11 protein-coding genes and 1 pseudogene are annotated in these 16,120 nt (G+C 68.9%); 5 read left to right on the top strand and 7 right to left on the bottom strand.

All coding sequences use genetic code 11. From position 1 onward, the window contains the following. Positions 1–88: 88 nt before the first annotated feature. The 3 genes from GA0074692_RS21930 to GA0074692_RS35415 form a co-directional block, all read right to left on the bottom strand. A complete protein-coding gene (locus GA0074692_RS21930; protein ID WP_176738539.1) occupies positions 89–3,709 on the bottom strand; it encodes a LamG domain-containing protein in 3,621 nt (1,206 codons plus the stop codon). Positions 3,710–3,717: 8 nt separating this feature from the next. Then, the gene (locus tag GA0074692_RS21935) at positions 3,718–6,942 is read right to left on the bottom strand and encodes an FG-GAP-like repeat-containing protein (protein WP_091647032.1); all 3,225 of its coding nucleotides are present in this window, start codon (positions 6,940–6,942) and stop codon (positions 3,718–3,720) included. A 184-nt stretch (positions 6,943–7,126) separates the two neighbouring features. Continuing rightward, a complete protein-coding gene (locus tag GA0074692_RS35415; RefSeq protein WP_218106700.1) occupies positions 7,127–7,273 on the bottom strand; it encodes a hypothetical protein in 147 nt (48 codons plus the stop codon). 253 nt (positions 7,274–7,526) lie between these two features. Between GA0074692_RS35415 and GA0074692_RS21940 the strand changes: the two genes are divergently transcribed. Together GA0074692_RS21940 and GA0074692_RS21945 are read left to right on the top strand one after the other, a co-directional pair. Beyond that, positions 7,527–8,018 carry a winged helix-turn-helix domain-containing protein gene (locus GA0074692_RS21940; RefSeq protein WP_176738540.1) on the top strand — a complete coding sequence of 164 codons (492 nt, stop codon included), beginning with the start codon at positions 7,527–7,529 and terminating at the stop codon, positions 8,016–8,018. Continuing rightward, on the top strand, positions 7,997–8,602 hold the full coding sequence (locus GA0074692_RS21945; protein WP_176738725.1) for an IS630 family transposase: 606 nt from the start codon (positions 7,997–7,999) through the stop codon (positions 8,600–8,602). The genes GA0074692_RS21940 and GA0074692_RS21945 overlap by 22 nt, the downstream gene beginning before the upstream one ends. A 103-nt stretch (positions 8,603–8,705) precedes the next feature. On the opposite strand, the gene GA0074692_RS21950 is transcribed toward GA0074692_RS21945, so the two are convergent. Beyond that, the gene (locus GA0074692_RS21950; protein ID WP_091647033.1) at positions 8,706–9,881 is read right to left on the bottom strand and encodes a metallophosphoesterase; all 1,176 of its coding nucleotides are present in this window, start codon (positions 9,879–9,881) and stop codon (positions 8,706–8,708) included. A 126-nt stretch (positions 9,882–10,007) separates the two neighbouring features. On the opposite strand from GA0074692_RS21950, the gene GA0074692_RS21955 reads away from it, so the two are divergent. Together GA0074692_RS21955 and GA0074692_RS34905 are read left to right on the top strand one after the other, a co-directional pair. Then, positions 10,008–10,463, top strand: coding sequence for a hypothetical protein (locus GA0074692_RS21955; protein ID WP_091647034.1), 456 nt, complete (start codon positions 10,008–10,010; stop codon positions 10,461–10,463). Positions 10,464–10,596: 133 nt separating this feature from the next. After that, positions 10,597–10,827, top strand: coding sequence for a hypothetical protein (locus tag GA0074692_RS34905; RefSeq protein WP_176738541.1), 231 nt, complete (start codon positions 10,597–10,599; stop codon positions 10,825–10,827). 236 nt (positions 10,828–11,063) lie between these two features. On the opposite strand, the pseudogene GA0074692_RS21960 reads toward GA0074692_RS34905, so the two are convergent. The 3 genes and pseudogenes from GA0074692_RS21960 to GA0074692_RS21970 form a co-directional block, all read right to left on the bottom strand. Next, a pseudogene (locus GA0074692_RS21960) lies at positions 11,064–12,023 on the bottom strand (transposase); the annotation flags it as partial. 202 nt (positions 12,024–12,225) lie between these two features. Then, complete coding sequence (locus tag GA0074692_RS21965) at positions 12,226–13,377, bottom strand: hypothetical protein (RefSeq protein WP_091647035.1); 1,152 nt, start codon at positions 13,375–13,377, stop codon at positions 12,226–12,228. A gap of 6 nt (positions 13,378–13,383) precedes the next feature. Next, positions 13,384–13,695: a hypothetical protein gene (locus GA0074692_RS21970; protein ID WP_091647036.1), complete on the bottom strand. Its 312-nt coding sequence runs from the start codon at positions 13,693–13,695 to the stop codon at positions 13,384–13,386. A 28-nt stretch (positions 13,696–13,723) separates the two neighbouring features. Here GA0074692_RS21970 and GA0074692_RS21975 point away from each other — a divergent pair, with 28 nt between their 5' ends. Continuing rightward, complete coding sequence (locus GA0074692_RS21975; protein ID WP_245730412.1) at positions 13,724–16,105, top strand: DEAD/DEAH box helicase; 2,382 nt, start codon at positions 13,724–13,726, stop codon at positions 16,103–16,105. Positions 16,106–16,120 lie beyond the last annotated feature (15 nt).

The raw sequence follows: 16,120 nt of genomic DNA on the forward strand, positions 1-16,120 counted from the left end.
GGGACCACCAGGGGCTCGAGTATACGGGTGAAGGTGGGAGAGTGCCCCGCCCGACGCGAATGCCGGCGTCGGGCGGGCGCGAGGGAACTCAGACGTCAGGCTGCTCGGTCGGATTGGCGAGCGCCCTCACGGTGACCTCGTCGAGGACGCCGTCGTAGACCCGGACCTCGTCGACGACTCCGGCGAAGTGGTCTCCCCAGGCGTCGTCGTGCCGCGAGCGGCCGATCTGCAATCCGCCGCCGGCCGGCCAGGTCGCGTGATGCGGTGCCTTCGCGCTGACCGCGAGCTGCCCGTCGACGTACAGCCGGACCTCGTTGAGGAAGCCGTTGTACGTCAGCGCGAGATGCTGGCCGTCGGCACCACCCTGCTCGACCGTGGCCAGCCGCTGATCATCGAAGACCAGTGTCTGCGACGGCGAACCGGCCTCGTCCCCGTCGGGAAGGACCAGCTCCCAGCGGGGCATGGCGCCGTCCAGGCGGCAGCGAACGGTGTACGCCGACGTGTGTACGCCGGCCTGGGACAGGACCGCCATGTCCCGGTTGCAGTCGGAGGCCAGCTTGACCCGAGCGGTCACTGAATAGTTTCCGGCCGTGCTGGCCCCCGTGGCAGTGTCTGCGTAGTCGTCGACGCCGTCGAGCACCAGGTGGCCGGCACCGACGAGAGCCGTCTCCGTCGGCGGCGGGAACCCGTCGGGGTCGTAGGTGAACAGGGTGGCTCCGCCCCGCAGCGTCAGCTCCTTCTCCGCGTCTCCGCTGTGATCCGGGCTGGTGGCCTCGGGCGTGTCGGGAGTGTCGTCGGTGTCCGCAGCGGTGTCGAGTGCCCAGTAGGCCAGGCGGGTGGGTTTGATGGCGGCCAGTTGCGCGATCTCCGGCGGGGTGACGATCCGGTTGAAGACCGCGACGTCGGCCACATTGCCGCTGAAGTAGCCGGTGTGGCCGGACTTGGCGAGCCGCCGCCCCAGCTGCACCGGGCCGCGTGCCTTCCACACGGAGCGGCGGGCCGCCGTCGCGGGCTGGGTTGCGGCGTTGGCGTGTAGAGCCAACTGCTTCTTCACGTCGTCGTAGACGGCAACCAGGTGAACCCACTCCCCGACCTGAGCCGTCGGGCCGACCGCACGCCATCCGCCCAGCGAGTTGACGTCCATGGCCGGCACCTCGAACACCCATTTCCCCGTGGCGGCGTCGAAGCCCAGTACAAAGCCCGGCTCGCCGGACCCGTCCTGTGAGACCAGCACGCCGTCGCGGCTGTTGTCGCCGAGCTTGGCCCAGACGCTGATGCCGAAGCCCTTGCTGGTGTCGACGACGCCGGTGGTGGTCGTGGCGAGATAGCTGCCGACCCCGTCGAACTGCGCCGACCTGTCGGCGGGGCCGCCCGGCCCCGGCTGGCCGAAGGCGACGCCCGACCCCTGGGCGTTGTTCACCCCGCGGGCGTCCGCGGCCGCCGTCGAGCCCGGCTCGTCGGCCAGCCCCCACTCACCGACCGGGGGCACGCCGGCGGCCACCTGGAAGGTGCAGGAGGTGGTGTCGCTGGTCTTACCCGCGCGGTCCACGGCGCGTACCTGGATGGTGTGCGAACCCTCGGCCTCCGGCAGCCAGGTCACGCTGACTGGGCCGCCGTCGGTGGCCGGAGTGAGCGTGTTCGCCGCCGACGGGGTGGTGTCGAACCCGAACTCGTACTTGTTGACGTCCGGGGCGGCGGAGTCGAAGGTGAACGTACCGTAGTGTCCGACACCGTCGTACCAGTTCGGGTCGTCCTCGGGGCACTTCGGGGTGAACTCCGTCGCGTCGAGTGGCAGGTACTCGGGCGAGTCGACGTCTGGGCCAGCTGGCCTCTCCTTGTCGAGGATGAACTCGCACTTGAAGGCACCGTCGGAACTCCACGGTCCCCAACTCGTCCCGTCGGACGCCTGCACGTCCCAGGAGGTGACGACGTTCTGCGGCAGCAGAGGCACGCCCGTGGTGGCGTCACCCGTGTTGTACGAGAAGATTGAGCCCGAGTTCTTTTGCCCTGAGGTCCAGGTTTTCGTCTGGAGCGTTCCGTTCTCCGTCCAGGTGACGCGGAACTTTGCCTGTAGCGGCTCCGCGTCCCCCGTGTCCGGGTCGGTCAGCGTGGCGTAGAGCACGGGCAGACTCGACACATACGGCCGGGAGGCCCCAGAGACGCACGCACCGCCGGGGTTCATCGACAGTGCCGAGACCGGCGGCTTATTGGGCGCACGGTTGTACGTCACCGACAGAGTCGCGTTGTTACAGAACCGCTTGACGTAGTAGATGCTCGACTCGCTGTCGGCCCGGATACCGAAGGTGGTCGTTGACCAGTTGTTCACAGCAGCGTCGACCACTCCCGCCTTCGCGTCGAACTCCACGTTCTGGTTGGTCGACGTACAGGAACTCTTCGTGCCGGTTGGAGCGATGGTGTCGAGCTTCCTTGTCCAGGCGGGCTGGTTACTCCAGTTCGTCGATGAGCTGATGCCCGCTCCCATCCGGTAGAGCGAGACGTTGCGGGCGCTGCCGTCGTAGGTGTGGACCATCGTCACTTTGAACTGGGCGCTGATGATCGAGATGCGGTCGTCCTGGTAGGGCGTCGGTAGCGCATACAGCAGTCGCTTGACCTGGGAATTCCGCCCGCAGTCCTCCGGGCAGAGGCCAATCCGCTCGTCGGTCTTGTCGTCGAACTTCCAGTACTCCTCGGTTGGATACCCGGAGTCGATCATCGCCCAGCCGGTGTTGCTGGTGCCGTTGACGAAGGGGTCGATGTATACCGGGTAGTTCGTCGCGCTGTGGTCGAGCATCGCCGCGTCGGGGGTGAGCTGGAGCTTGTCATCGCTCAATCGAAGGCCGATTTCCGCGCGACGCGCGGACTCGTGGGCCCCCCTGCCGGGGTCGGTGCCAGCCAGGGTCCGCGCGGTGCCAGAGGGCGTTCCCGAGTCCCACATCACCGGGGTCGGCGCTTCGAAAACGGTTCCGCCGGTCGCCGGATCGACAGCCTTGAGCCGTCCCTCGCCGCCATCGAGCAGTGTGAGGTTGCGGGTCTCGAACCCGAAGGTGAGGTCGCGCAGCTGCGGATTCTTCGCGGCCTGCCGGTCCTTCACCACCAGTAGCTGGGAGAACCCGGTGACCGACGCCCGTACCACGAGATCCACTCCCGGCAGCACGTCGGTGTAGGTTGCCGAGTCACCGCCCAGGCGGGGGGCCGGCAACGACTCCGGCCAGGTGAGGCTCATCCGCCGGCCGGCCCGCTCGATGGTGGCGAACGGTCCCGCTCCGCCTCCGCTGAAGCTGAGTCCGATCGCGGCGGCCCGGGGACCGACGGTGCCGTCGCTGCGGCTGACCAGTGTCGGGTCGACGGGGACCCATTTCCCCTGCTGCACGACTCGTACCGGCTGCTGATGGGTGACCTGGGTGAACGTTCCGTCGGGGTTGGCGTAGGTCTCCTTCGCCTCGCTCCGCATGGCGCCGACCTCAACGCGCTGGCCGGTCGCCTTGGCTGCCGCCATGGCCTCGCCCTCGGTCTGGCGGGTGGTTCCCTTGCTTACGGCGGGCAGCGTCGCTGACGGTGCCTTGAGCGGTGCCTCCGGTGTGGCTGTCGTCGCGTACGCGACGAACAGCCCGGCCAGCGATGCCATCATTCCGACCCGCCGCAGCCAGCCCCGCCTAGGTGTATGGCCTTCCACCGTCTGGTCCTCCCCCGTGCATTTCTGCGATTTCATCCGGCGCATCACCCGATCACCGCACCGAAGGTGGTCTCGTCGGCCGGCATGCCGTCCTGGCCTGGCTTCCAGGTCGCGGTCGGCGTCGCCGACCCAGCCGCGAGGCTCGCCCAGGTGAACCCGTACACGGCTGGATCGCCGTACGGGGTGCCGACGTAGAGCTGCTGCGACGTGGCACCGAGCGAGGTGCCGATCAGCTCCTGCACGGTCGGCGTGCCGGGCAGGCTCGCCGCGCCGCGCTCGATCGTCACCGGGGTGCCGATCGGGTTAGCCAGCGCCGGGAAGACCCGGACCCGACCGGAGTCGCGAGAGTCCGCGCCGGCGTCCTCGCCTGGCACTCCGATCGCGAGGAAAATCGTGGCCGTGGTTCCCTCGCTGGTGGGCGTGGTGTTCACCACGACCACCTTCTCGCCGAGGTAGTCACCGTCCTCGGAGGCAAAGGTTATGGCCGGCAGTTCGGTGAAGCTGTTGGTGGACTTCACGTGGAACCGCTGCACCATCCCGGCGTCGGGGGCCGGGGTGTTGGTTTCCGCGATGGTGATGTCCTCGCCGGGTACGCCGATGACCAGCAATGAGTCTGCCTGTCCGGCAGGTGCGCCGACAGGACGGTACGGCGCGATCGAGACCGACTTGCCGAAGGTGTCGTTGGCCTCTGCGGTATTGGAAACGTTCGCCGCGTCCTGGTTCAGCTCGGCCGCGAGGGTGGGCAGATTGTTGGTCAACGTGTGGCTGAGGACGTTGACCGCACCAGCGAAGACCTCGCTGCCGATCGCCTCGCCCGGCGAGCTGACCACCCAGTGGTGGGTCGACGCGGCGACCGCGTAGCCGGTACGGTCGTCAGTCTCGGCGACGCCGGGAAGGCCACCACCCTGACTCACCGCGATGTTGATGGTGCCCCGCAAGTAGTGAACGATGCCGGTGTCGACGCCCGCGCCGATGTCCTCTCCGGGCGCGCCGACAACCAGGTACGCCTGACCGGCGCCGGTCCGGCTCCCGGCAACCGAGTAGCCGAACCAGTCCCCCACCTCGGCGGCGTCCGGCACGTTGGTGACGTCCTGGTGGTAGACGAGCGAGGCCGGCCCCTGCGCCAGGCCCGCCGGTGAACCGAGCAGCACGTGGACCACACCAGCATCCGCCAGACCGGAGACGTCCTGGTACGGAATGCCGACGGCGAGGTCGGTGCAACCGTCGTTGTTGGCGTCATAGGCGGAAATCGAGGTACCGAAGCCGTCGCCAGCGCCGAGGGCACCTCCCACCTGTTCGGCCCCCTCGTGCAGGGTCTTCACCGTGCCGGTGCCGCCATAGCTAAGCCGGACAAGGCCGGCTTTCTCCTGACCGTTGACGGTGGCCTCAGGATCGGCTATCGCGACATCGGCGACCCCGTCACCATTGAAGTCACTCTCGACCCCGCCGGTGCAGCCCTCGACCGGAGGCACGGTGACGTAGACAGTCATCTCGCAGAAGGACGTCCAGAGGTCACTGCCGGCCACCCCGTCGGAGGCCTTGACTCGCCACTTGTAGCTGCTGCCCTCGGTGAAGGCCCCAGCCGGAACGGTGGCTGTGGCGGTGGCCCCGGACGCGACGCCGGTGGATGCGGTCGAGCCGACAGCGGTGGATCCGTTGAGGGCCCACCACTCGAAGGTGACGGTCATGGCGGTGCCGTCGACATCGGAGACGGTTGCCTTGAGTTGTGGGGTCAGGGTGTTGATCAGCGGGCGGCTGGCGCCGGTGACGCAACTGGTGGCGGGGACGGTGGACCGGGAGGTGACGGTCGGCCAGGAGTTGTAGGTAACCGTCGCCTTCGGGTCCTCGGCGGAGTTTGCGCCCTCCCGGGAGCGGAACTGCTTGAATCCGGCGATGGCGGTCTCGTCGGTGGCGCGCACACCCATGCCGGCGCGGGTCTTGTTGGCAGTGGCAGCGCGTTGGAAGAAGGTCTTGCCGTCGATGGTGGCCCAGCCGTCGCCGCAGGTCGACCCGCCGAGCGTTGCTGTGGACGTCGCGTCGGGGCCGACGGCGTCCCAGGCGGGCTGGTTGGTGAACGTCGTGGTGTAGGTGGAAGGGGCGGTGGTCCAGATCTCCCACGAGGTCGCAGCGCAGGTGTGCGACCAGAAGTTCCAGAAGGACACCGTCGCGGAGTTGATCTGCTTGCCTGCCAGCACCGTGGTGTCCCAGGTGAGGAACGAACGGGTGAGCGTCGGCGGCGAGGTGCTCAGCAGACCGATCTGAAGATCTGGCTCCGCATTCTGGTCGGTGGTCACCGTCTCCCGGACATACGTGTCGAACGTCGTGGTCAGCGGGCTGACGGTCGGGTCGATGGTCACCGGGTACGCGGTCGCCGGGTCGTTCAGCCAGTCTCTGTCAGGGACCATGATCAGATCTACGGCGTCATCACCGCGCTCCGCCACGTCGGTGTGTACCGGCTTCTGATCAGCTGGGGCACCGGTGATGGGCTTCTTCTTCGCGTCCCACATCAACGGCGCAGGGATGTGAGCGGTCTGCTTGCCTGCCTCGTCAGTCAAAGTGACAGAGCCATCCCCGCCCCGCCTGAATCCCCCAACGCCGGGACCGCTGAACGGGAAGGTCACCTCTTCCACCTGCGTCCCGGCTTCCCTGGTCTTCACGACCAAGAACTGCTCGAACCCCGTCCGCGTCGCCTCAACGACAAGGTCCACACCCGGCCGGGCATCGACGTAGATGGCACGGTTGCCATCCAGCAGCGGTGCGGGCAGGGCACCGGACCAGCCCATCGCCACTCGGTCGCCGCCCACGCCGACTGCGGCCAGTTCGTGCTCGCCAGCGCCGCGCTGACCCGAGATTCGTAGGTCATTCGGGTGAGCGACGGGGGTGACCGAACCATCCGGCATCGTCCGCAATGTCAGGTCGACCTTCACCCACTCGGTGCCGCGCCAAAACCGCTGCATGCCCATGGCGATCTCTGCCCGGAACTGTCCGTCGGGGAGCGCGAAGACCTCGGTCGTTTCCGACGTAAGGCTTGTGACCTGTACCGGCTCACCGGTCTCCTGAGCCGTCCGCAGGCTCACCGCCTCGTCCGACGTGTTCTCGGCACTGCCCGCAGCGTTGCCGTTGGCCAGCCGGAGGGTCTGCCCACCGTCCGGACCAGCAGCTTGATCGGCGACGAACTGGCCCGATATGCCCAGAAATGCAACCGTCGTCAGCGCAGCAGTGGCTGCCGCTAGGCATGAACGAACGGTGGCAGTCTTCAGACGTGCCACAAACCCTCCCCCGTGATCTTCAGTTCGGTGGGGGACTGTAGTGAGCAGGCAACCCTCCGCACAAGGTCAACTACAAACTGCAAGGACGAAACCGGCAAATCTCAACCTTCTGTCAGGATGAGTAACGCATTGAAGTGTTGACACCCTTCGACAAGCCGATTCAGGAAAGCTAGAAATCACACATTCAGGTCGCAGTGAAACCTTTCCGTCCATTTTCAAAAATACGGATCTCTTCATAGAGGTCGTCCGCAGCGCTGCACCACCGAGCGGATCGGAGCAGGATCGCCGCGAACCAGCCGAGGCGCTTGATCCAGGAAGTCTGGCGGTCCACTGAAGGCCGAGGATCAGCAGGACGACGGATGTCGCGGAGTCCAGGTAGCCGACCTGAAGGAGAGCTGCCCCCGTTACACGCGGGCTATAGCGTCCAGCGACAGACTTCCAGAGGGGGTCTCCTAAACCACCCCGCGAAGCGACCCTGAGCTGTCGGCTCCCGCCGGTGGACATAAGCTCGATTACAGATCTTGAATGGCCAGCTTGGTCCACTGTGATGTGTGGTCTCGCCGGTTCTGGGTAGGGCTGGTGGTATGAGGTATCCCGATGGTGGTGGTCTGTCCACGCGGGGGCGGGTGAAGCGTGAGGCGGTGCGGCGGCAGGCGGCCGGGTGGTTCGCCGAGGGTGTGTCGGTGCCGGAGATCGCGTCCCGGTTGCGGGTGTCGCAGACCGCCGTGTACGGCTGGCGGCAGCAGTGGCGGGCCGGCGGTGAGGACGCCCTGGCGTCAAAGGGGCCTGGTGGTTCCCGGTGCCGCCTCGACGAGCCCCGGCTGCGGCGGCTGGCCGAAGCGTTGGAGCAGGGGCCGGCCGCGCACGGGTTCGGTGATGATCAGCGGTGGACTCTGGCGCGGGTGTCGGATCTGATCGCTCGGCTGTTCCACTCCCGGTACACGCTGCGCGGTACGTCGTATCTGCTGCACCGCATCGGTTGGTCGGTGCAGGTCCCGAAGCATCGGCCGGTGGAGCGGGACGAGGGTGCGGTGGTGACGTGGCGGCGGGAGGTGTGGCCGGCGGGAAAACGGTAGCGGCGCAGCGCAGGGCGTGGATCGTCTGCGAAGACGAAGCCGGTCAGGCGCTGCGCCCACCGAAAGCCCGCACCTGGGGCCGACGCGGCCACACGCCGGTCGTGCCGGTGTCGGGCAAGGGCTCCGGCCGGATCTCCATCGCCGGTCTGACCTGCTACAAACCCGGCCGACGTTCCCGGTTGATCTACCGCACCATCACCCACCGCGGCCGCAAGGGTGAACGGCGCAGCTTCGCCGAAGCCGACTACATCGCCCTGCTCGACGCCGCCCACCAGCAACTCGGCGGCCCGATCGTCCTGGTCTGGGACAACCTCAACACCCACATCAGCGCCGCCATGCGGGCGTTGATCGCGGCTCGGGACTGGCTGACCGTGATCCGGCTGCCCGCCTACGCCCCGGACCTCAACCCCACCGAGCAGGTGTGGTCACACCTCAAACGCAGCATCGGCAACCTCGCCGTCACCGGCATCGACCATCTCCTCGCGATCATCAAGAACCGGCTCAAGCGCATCCAGTACCGCCCCGACCTACTCGACGGCTTTCTTGCCCACACCGGTCTGGCCCTCGAAACCGGCTCAACCTAGCTTTTCAAGATCTGTAACACCCCCCGGGGGATAGCCAGCGACGCTGACCGGGGGAGATCCCGTCACGTTCAGGTGGGGGTGGTAGGTGTAGGCCCGGTCGGGGCTACCCCGCCCGGAGGGTGAGCAGGGTGATCTCGCTCGGTGCGAAGATCCGGAACGGCGGACCCCAGAAACCGGTCCCCCGACTCGTGTAGAGCTGGGTCCGGCCGTGCCGGCTGAGGCCCTGCACGACCGGCTGGTCGAGCCGGACCAGGTAGTGGAACGGCCACATCTGGCCGCCGTGGGTGTGCCCGGACAGCTGCAGGTCGACGCCGGCCGCCACCGCGTCGCCGATCTGCTTGGGCTGGTGAGCCAGCAGCAGCACGGGCAGCCGCGAGTCGGTGCCGGCGAGCGCCGCGGCGTGGTCGGCCCGGTGACCGGCCACGCCAGACGAGGCGGCGGTCACATCGTCCACCCCGGCGACGACGAGCCGGGCGCCGTCCCGCTCCACCACGAGGTGCCGGTTGTGCAGCGGCTCCCAGCCGAGGTCCCGCATGTGCTCGACCCAGCCCTGCGCCTCGCCGTAGTACTCGTGGTTGCCCGTCACATAAACCCGGGCCAGCCGGGCCCGGACGGCGCCCAGCGGCGCGGCCTGCGCCCGGCGCTGGTCGACCGTACCGTCGGCGATATCGCCGGTGTGGCAGACGATGTCGGCGGCCAACCCGTTGACCACCTCAATGGTCCGGGCGGACCAGCGGGCCCGGTCGATCGGGCCGTAGTGGGTGTCCGTCAGAAGCACCACCCGGACCCCGTCGAGACCGGCGCCGAGCCGGTCGACGGTGACGTCCACCCGCCGGACCCGGGGCACCCGCATCGCCTCGGCGTACCCCCAGACGGCCAGGACGACCGAGACGACCGCCGCACCGACCGCCACGGTCCGGGACCGCACCGGATCCGCGACTCCCGCCGCGGCGAGCGGGAGCCGGGCCACGTTGCCGATCAGCGCCCAGACGAACAGGATCCAGACCAGGCCAAGGAGGGTGTCCCCGGCGCGGGCCGCCGCGTCCAGCCGCCGGCGGCCGTGCCCGAGATACATCAGGACGGGGAACGCGACCAGCGCGACGACGAACACGCTCGTGCCCGTGGCCACCACCGGCGCCGGCCACCGCGCCGCCACCGTCAACGTCCACCACGGCAGCCCGAACAGCAACGCCAGGACCGCGACCAGCGTCGCCCCGGACACCAGCGGTCGCAGCGCCCCTCGCGCTGGCCGCACCTGTACGGCATCGCCAGCAGCCATCGTCGTCCTCCCGTCGGGGTCCGTGCAGCATGACACGATCCGGGCCGGATCGACCACGCCCGGAAACCGGGACCGATCCGGCCCGTAGGTGATCGATCCGTGCCTCGGCTCGGGTACGGTCGGCGGGTGGCGTACGACGCCCTGGCCGAGAGCCTGCGCCTGATCATTTCAGGGTTGCCGGACGGCCCCGTGCGGTTGAGTCGGCGCCGTCGTTTCGGTCCGGTCGCGGTCGACGTGGACGGCAACGTCGCCGCCACACGGTTCCTGCGCCGAGGCGTTGGCTGTTACTGGGACGAGACGCACCTGCTGGCCGTCGACAACCACGGAGCCTGGCGAACGCTCGGCGGCGGCGGATCGTCGGACGACGAAGACCCCACTGCAGAAGAGTTCGAGCGGGCCCGCGACGACCTCGCGCCGTACCAGGTGGCGGTGAGTGGGAGCGCTGGCGTCGTGCGCGGCGGCGACCCCCTGCTGCCGGGGGCACGCGATGGGTGCGCGGGTCGGCGGTGCTCGTCGGCCATGGGGTCGCAGAACTGCATGTCAACGGCCGCCACCTACCCGTCCCGTACCACGGTCACCTGATCGTGGTCTCGGGCTCTCGCCGGCCGCCGACGGTTACCGCACACGACGGCACCGGGCGCACGGTTGCCACCGCCACTATGTCTCCCACATGGTGATCGGCAGCCTGGGGGCGCCGTGACCTCGCCTCAGCGCCATGGCCGCGGCCTGCGGCCTCGCCGCGGCCACGCTGATCCCCGACCGACACTCGCCGCTCGTCGGGTTCCCGCTGGTCGGCTTCGGTACGTCGGTGAGCTTGTGGCCGGGACGCACGATCCAGGCGATGATGCGCCGGGCCGATGACACCCGGACTGCGGTCACAGGCGTCGGTCGCGTGCGGTTCGTGGCACCGGCGATGCCCCCGAACGACCTTCTCGCGCGTCGCTGAGGTTCCTCAAAAGGTGCCACCGGTCGGCGACCTGAATCGCGTCAGGTGCTCCTCGCGGGCGCCGTCGGCGTAGCGCCAGCCAAATGCGCCACGCTGCTGGCCCAAGCTCTTGCGGCACCGCAGACTGAAGCAGCGCGACAGCTTCGCCGGATCTCGGCAAGCACACGGCGGACCAACCGAAGCATGGCTTGAGCAGGACTTACGCCTGTTCTGCTGATCTTCGGCAAGCGGAGTCTCTACGCGAGTTTGCATGGCGCCAGCTCTCCCGACCTTGGCTGTTTTGCCTGGTAGGGGGTCTTGTCGCGGATGCAGGCCCAGAGGACGTTGAGGCGTTGTCTGGAGAGGGCGGCGGTGGCTTGGCGGTGGGTCTTTCCTTCGGCTCTTTTCTTGTCGTAGTAGGCGCGTGATCGGGGGCAGTGGGACAGGGCGGTGAAGCTGGACATGCTGAACACCCGGCGTAGGCCGCGGTGGTAGCGGTGGGGCCGAACCTGGTGCCCCTGCCTGCGGCCGGAGTCGCGGGAGATCGGCGCGAGCCCCGCGTGCGCGGCGAGCGCCGCAGCGCTCGGGTAGGTGGTAAGGGTGCCGGCGTGGGCGAGGAACTCGGCGGCGAGGGTGGTGCCGATGCCGGGCAGACTGGTGACGATCTCGCCCAACTCGTGGTCCGCGACGACGCTGGCGAGGGTTTCCTCGATGGCGGTGATGCGGTCGTTGACCGCTTCCAGGTCGGTGGCCATCTCCGCCACGATCCCGGCCGCGGTGGCCTCACCCGCGACGGCGACGGTCTGCGTCCGTGCGGCGGCGAGGGCCTTGGCGGTCAGCGCCTTGGCGGCTCGGACGCCGTGCTGGCGCAGGTAGGCCAGGATGCGGGCTTCGCCGGCGCGGCGTAGCCCTGCGGGGGTCTGCCACTGCGCGAGGAGCCGGAGCGCACCTCTGCTGCGCAGGTTCAGCGTCTTCCCCAGGGCGGGACTGATCATGGTCAGCAGGTCCTGGATGCGGACGGTGATGCGGGCGGTGATGCGGACGCGGTCGGCGACCAGGTCGAGGCGGCGGGAGACGAGCAGCTTCAGCTGCTGCACGCCGTCTGCGAGGGTGAGTGTCGGTAGGTCGTCGCGCATGCGCAGGGTCTGGGCGATGACGTAGGCGTCGTGGGCGTCGGTCTTGCGTTCGCCGTGGAACGCCTCCGCCATCCGGGAGGTCTGCTGCGGTTGGCATCGGTTGTCCGGGGCGTCGCGCCGGCACGCCGCGCGGTCCACGATCTTACGCGCCTCTGGTGATGGTCACCGGGCGGCGAACCATGCGTCATCCGACGGACCCACATGAGAGAGAGGACGACGGCATGACGGCGGTATCGAGGCAGCAGTCGACTGCGGTGAGGCCATCGGTCCGCGGGCAGGCTGTTCAGCTGTCGAGGCCTGCGAGGTTGAGGCGTTCGAGCAGGCTGGGCTTGCAGGCGTGCACCGCCCGTAGCTCGGCCAGCCGGTGTCGGAACGATGTGATGTCTCCGTCGCGTTCGCCGAGATCGCGCAGGTCGACGAGGAGTTGAACGGCGGTGTCGTACTCGCGGGGTTTCTTTGTGGCGATGAGTTCGTGGGCCCGCTGCCAGGCGGCGGGTTGGTCGACCGCGAGGGTGTCGAGGTGCCGTTGCCGGGCCGCTGCGGCGGACCGTTCCCGGCGAACCCGGTCGCGTTCGCGCTGCTCGGCGTCGCGGCGTTCCCGTTCGGCGCGCAGGTCCGCGCCGGTGGCGAGTAGTTCGCCGGCGTTGCGGGCGGCTGCCGGGGTGGGGGTATCGGTGCGGTGTGCGTCGCGGTACCGGCGCAGCAGTTGGCTGCGTAGGTGGCTGTCGCCGCCGGTGACCAGGTCGGTCAGGATGGCGTCCTTGTCTCTGGCGGGCAGCCCGACGACCCAGGCGCGTAGTTGCGTAGCGGTCGGTTCACCGGAGGCGGCCGGCGCCGACCCGGCCGCCGCAGCCGCGATCAGGTCGGGATCGATGCGCAGGAACTCGGCGACGGCGGTGAGGGGCGCGTCGAGGGTGCCCAGCCCGGCGGGGACGGGTGGTTCGGGCTCGTCGTCGGCGATCTCCTCGGACTGTACGCAGCGGAGCCAGGCCAGGTACAGCAGGCGCAGGTCGCCGGCGGCAAGGCTGGCCCGGACCGGGATGATCGAGGTGAGTAGACCGTGGCCGTCGAGATCCCACTCGTCGGTGCCGTCCTCGTCCTCGTCGTGGAGGTCGATGATGACGTGCTTGCCGGCGGTCCACGCGGACGTGCTGTCACCCTGGCAGTACTGGGCCACCGTGGCGGGGTCGAGCACGTGTTTCGGTAGCCGCAGCATGAGCTGGCGGGTGCCCCAGTTCGCCAGGTACAGGTGCGCGTCGAAGTATCGTTCCATCAGCTTGCGGGGGTCGCCCTTGAAGTCGCCCCACTCGTAGGTGTTGACGAAGCTGGTGGCGGTGATGTCGGCCCGGGTGGACAGCGACCGCAGCTCGGCCCGCTCCCGGCTGGTAAGAGGCCGGTCGACCGCGGTGAATTCGTAGTACTGGTACTCGCTCACCGTGGCCTACCTTCCGGCCCAGTGCCGGTAGGCGTCGATCCACGCGGCGCCGTCGGGCGCGGGGGTGGGTAGCGGCAGGTCGAGGAGGTCGATCCTCTGCCGGTGGCAGCCTCGGGCGCAGACCGCGACGATGCTGTCCGCGGTCAGGTCGATCTTGCTCACGGTGACCTCGACACCGAGGACCGTGGTGGTGAACGGCACCGCCAAATGCTCTTCAATCATGGTGAACAGGCCGGTGAGTTGCTCGTCGTCGCCGTACGCGTCGACCGTGGCGTCCTCGATCATCGCCTCCAGCGCGGCGTTTCCCTTCGATGCCATCGGCGGAGGATATCGGACCGATGTCGGGGTGCTCGACGTCCGATGCGCGAAGATGGTCGGCATGGGTTCGGTGGCCAAATTCGTCGATCTCCGGCGGGAGGTGGAGCGGTTACGGGCCGAGAACGCCCGGCTGGCACGTCTGCTGGAGCTGCGCGGCCAGGACACGACCGTGGCGCCGGAGCAGTTGTCCGTGCCGGTTGAGCCGCCGGGGCTGGTCACCATGGCTTCGCCGACTCGGGACAAGCTGGCGCTGTTCGCCGACCGGTTCCGGGCTCGGGCCGACCTGTACGCCGTGCGGTGGGAGAACGCCCGTACCGGTGCTGCCGGGTGGATGCCCGCGGTCGCCGGCGGTTGGCGTAAGGGTATGGACCGGCGGGGTGCCACCTACCTGCCCCGCACGCCGGAGGTCGTCGCGGCGCATCTCGTCGGCGACGTGTTCATCGGCCTGTACCCGCTGATGGCCGGCAACACCTGCCACTTCGTTGTGGCCGACTTCGACGGGCCGACGGCGATGCTCGACGCCCTCGCGTACGTGAAGGCGGCACGGGCCAGCGCGGTGCCGGCCGCGTTGGAGATCTCCCAGTCAGGTCGCGGCGCCCACGTGTGGATCTTCTTCACTGGCGCTGTTGCTGCGGCCACCGCGCGGGCCGTCGGCACCGCCTTTCTCCGCGAGGCGATGGTGCTGCGCGGGTCGATGGATCTGCGGTCGTACGACCGGCTCTTCCCCAACCAGGACGTTCTGCCCGAGGGCGGCTTCGGCAACCTCATCGCCGCGCCGCTGCAGGGCCGGCGCCGCAAGGACGGACTGACCACCTTCCTCGACCTCGGCACGCTCGAGCCGTACGCAGACCAGTGGGCGTTTCTGTCGACGCTGGACCGACTCAGCCCCGGCGACGCCGAACACGTCGCCCGGCAGGCCAAGCAAGCCGTCACCGGTGCCGACGTCGCCACGATGAGCAGGTCCACCGCGACCCAGGTCCACCCTCCGCTACCTCCGGTGGTCTGCGCGGAGGCAGGTGCCGGGCTGAGCATCGACGCCACCCAGCTCACCCCCGCCGCACTGGCGACGTTCAAGCACGCCGCTGCCATGGTCAACCCGAAGTTCTACGAGCTGCAGCGACTACGCAAGTCCACCTGGGACACCCCACGCTTCATCCAGGGCTACGACCTCACCCTCGATGATCACCTGGTCCTCCCGCGGGGCCTGCGGCACACCATCGCCGCCATCGTCGAACGCGCCGGGTCGCGGCTGGCCGTCACGAACGCACGCAACTCCGGGACCGAGATCGACGGCACGTTCACCGCCGAACTCACCGGCAAGCAGGCCAACGCGGTCGGCGCACTTCTCGCCCACGACGACGGGATTCTGGTTGCCCCGCCAGGCTCCGGCAAGACCGTCATGGCCTGCGCCGTGATCGCCGAACGCAACACCTCCACCCTGGTTCTCGTCGACCGCAAAGCCCTCGCCGACCAGTGGCGCATCCGCATCGAACAGTTCCTCGACATCCGACCCGGCCAACTCGGCGGCGGCCGACGCAAACTCACCGGCACGGTGGACATCGCGCTGCTGCCCTCCCTGGCGCGGCGCGACGACGTCGCCACCCTGACCCAGGGGTACGGGCACGTCATCGTCGACGAATGCCACCACCTCGGCGCCGCCGCGTACGAGCACTCGGTCAAACGGATCGGCGCGCAGTTCTGGCTCGGACTCACCGCCACCCCCACCCGACGCGACGGCCTCGGCCAACTCGTCACCTGGCAACTCGGACCCATCCGCCACACCCTTAGCGACGAGGAACAAGACACCCTCGCGGCAGCGATGCACGCCGACGCCGGACCCCGTCGAACGCTGCACATCCACGAGACCACATTCCAGCCCGGCGACATCGACCTGGACGCGCCCGGCGCGCTCGCCGAGGTGCACCGAAGGCTGGCCCTCGACGAGCCCCGCAACACCCAGATCGCCGATGATGTCGCCGTAGCCCTGACACACGGTCGCAACTGTCTCGTCCTGACCCGACGGGTCGCTCACGTCGAGGCTCTTACCGCTCTGCTCGCCGCACGCGGACATCAGGCGCTCGTGCTCCAAGGCGCGATGAGTACCAGCGAACGGCGAAGCGTCGTTGACCGGCTCGACGGCGCCAAGGCCGGTGAGGGCCTACTCGTCATCGGCACCACACCGTTCATCGGTGAAGGCTTCGATGCCCCCGCCCTCGACACCCTCTTCCTCGCCGGCCCGATCTCCTACGACGGCCTACTCGTCCAGTGCGCCGGCCGCGTCATTCGCGCCGCTCCCGGCAAGGACGTCGCCGAGGTCCACGACTACCACGACCCAGCCTCACCCATCCTCGCCGCCTCACTCCAACGCCGCATGCCCGGATACCGGGCACTCAGCTTCACCCGGACATGAACGCACCGCACGGGG

This window comes from Micromonospora pallida (genome assembly GCF_900090325.1).
GTDB classification, from domain to species: Bacteria; Actinomycetota; Actinomycetes; order Mycobacteriales; family Micromonosporaceae; genus Micromonospora; species Micromonospora pallida.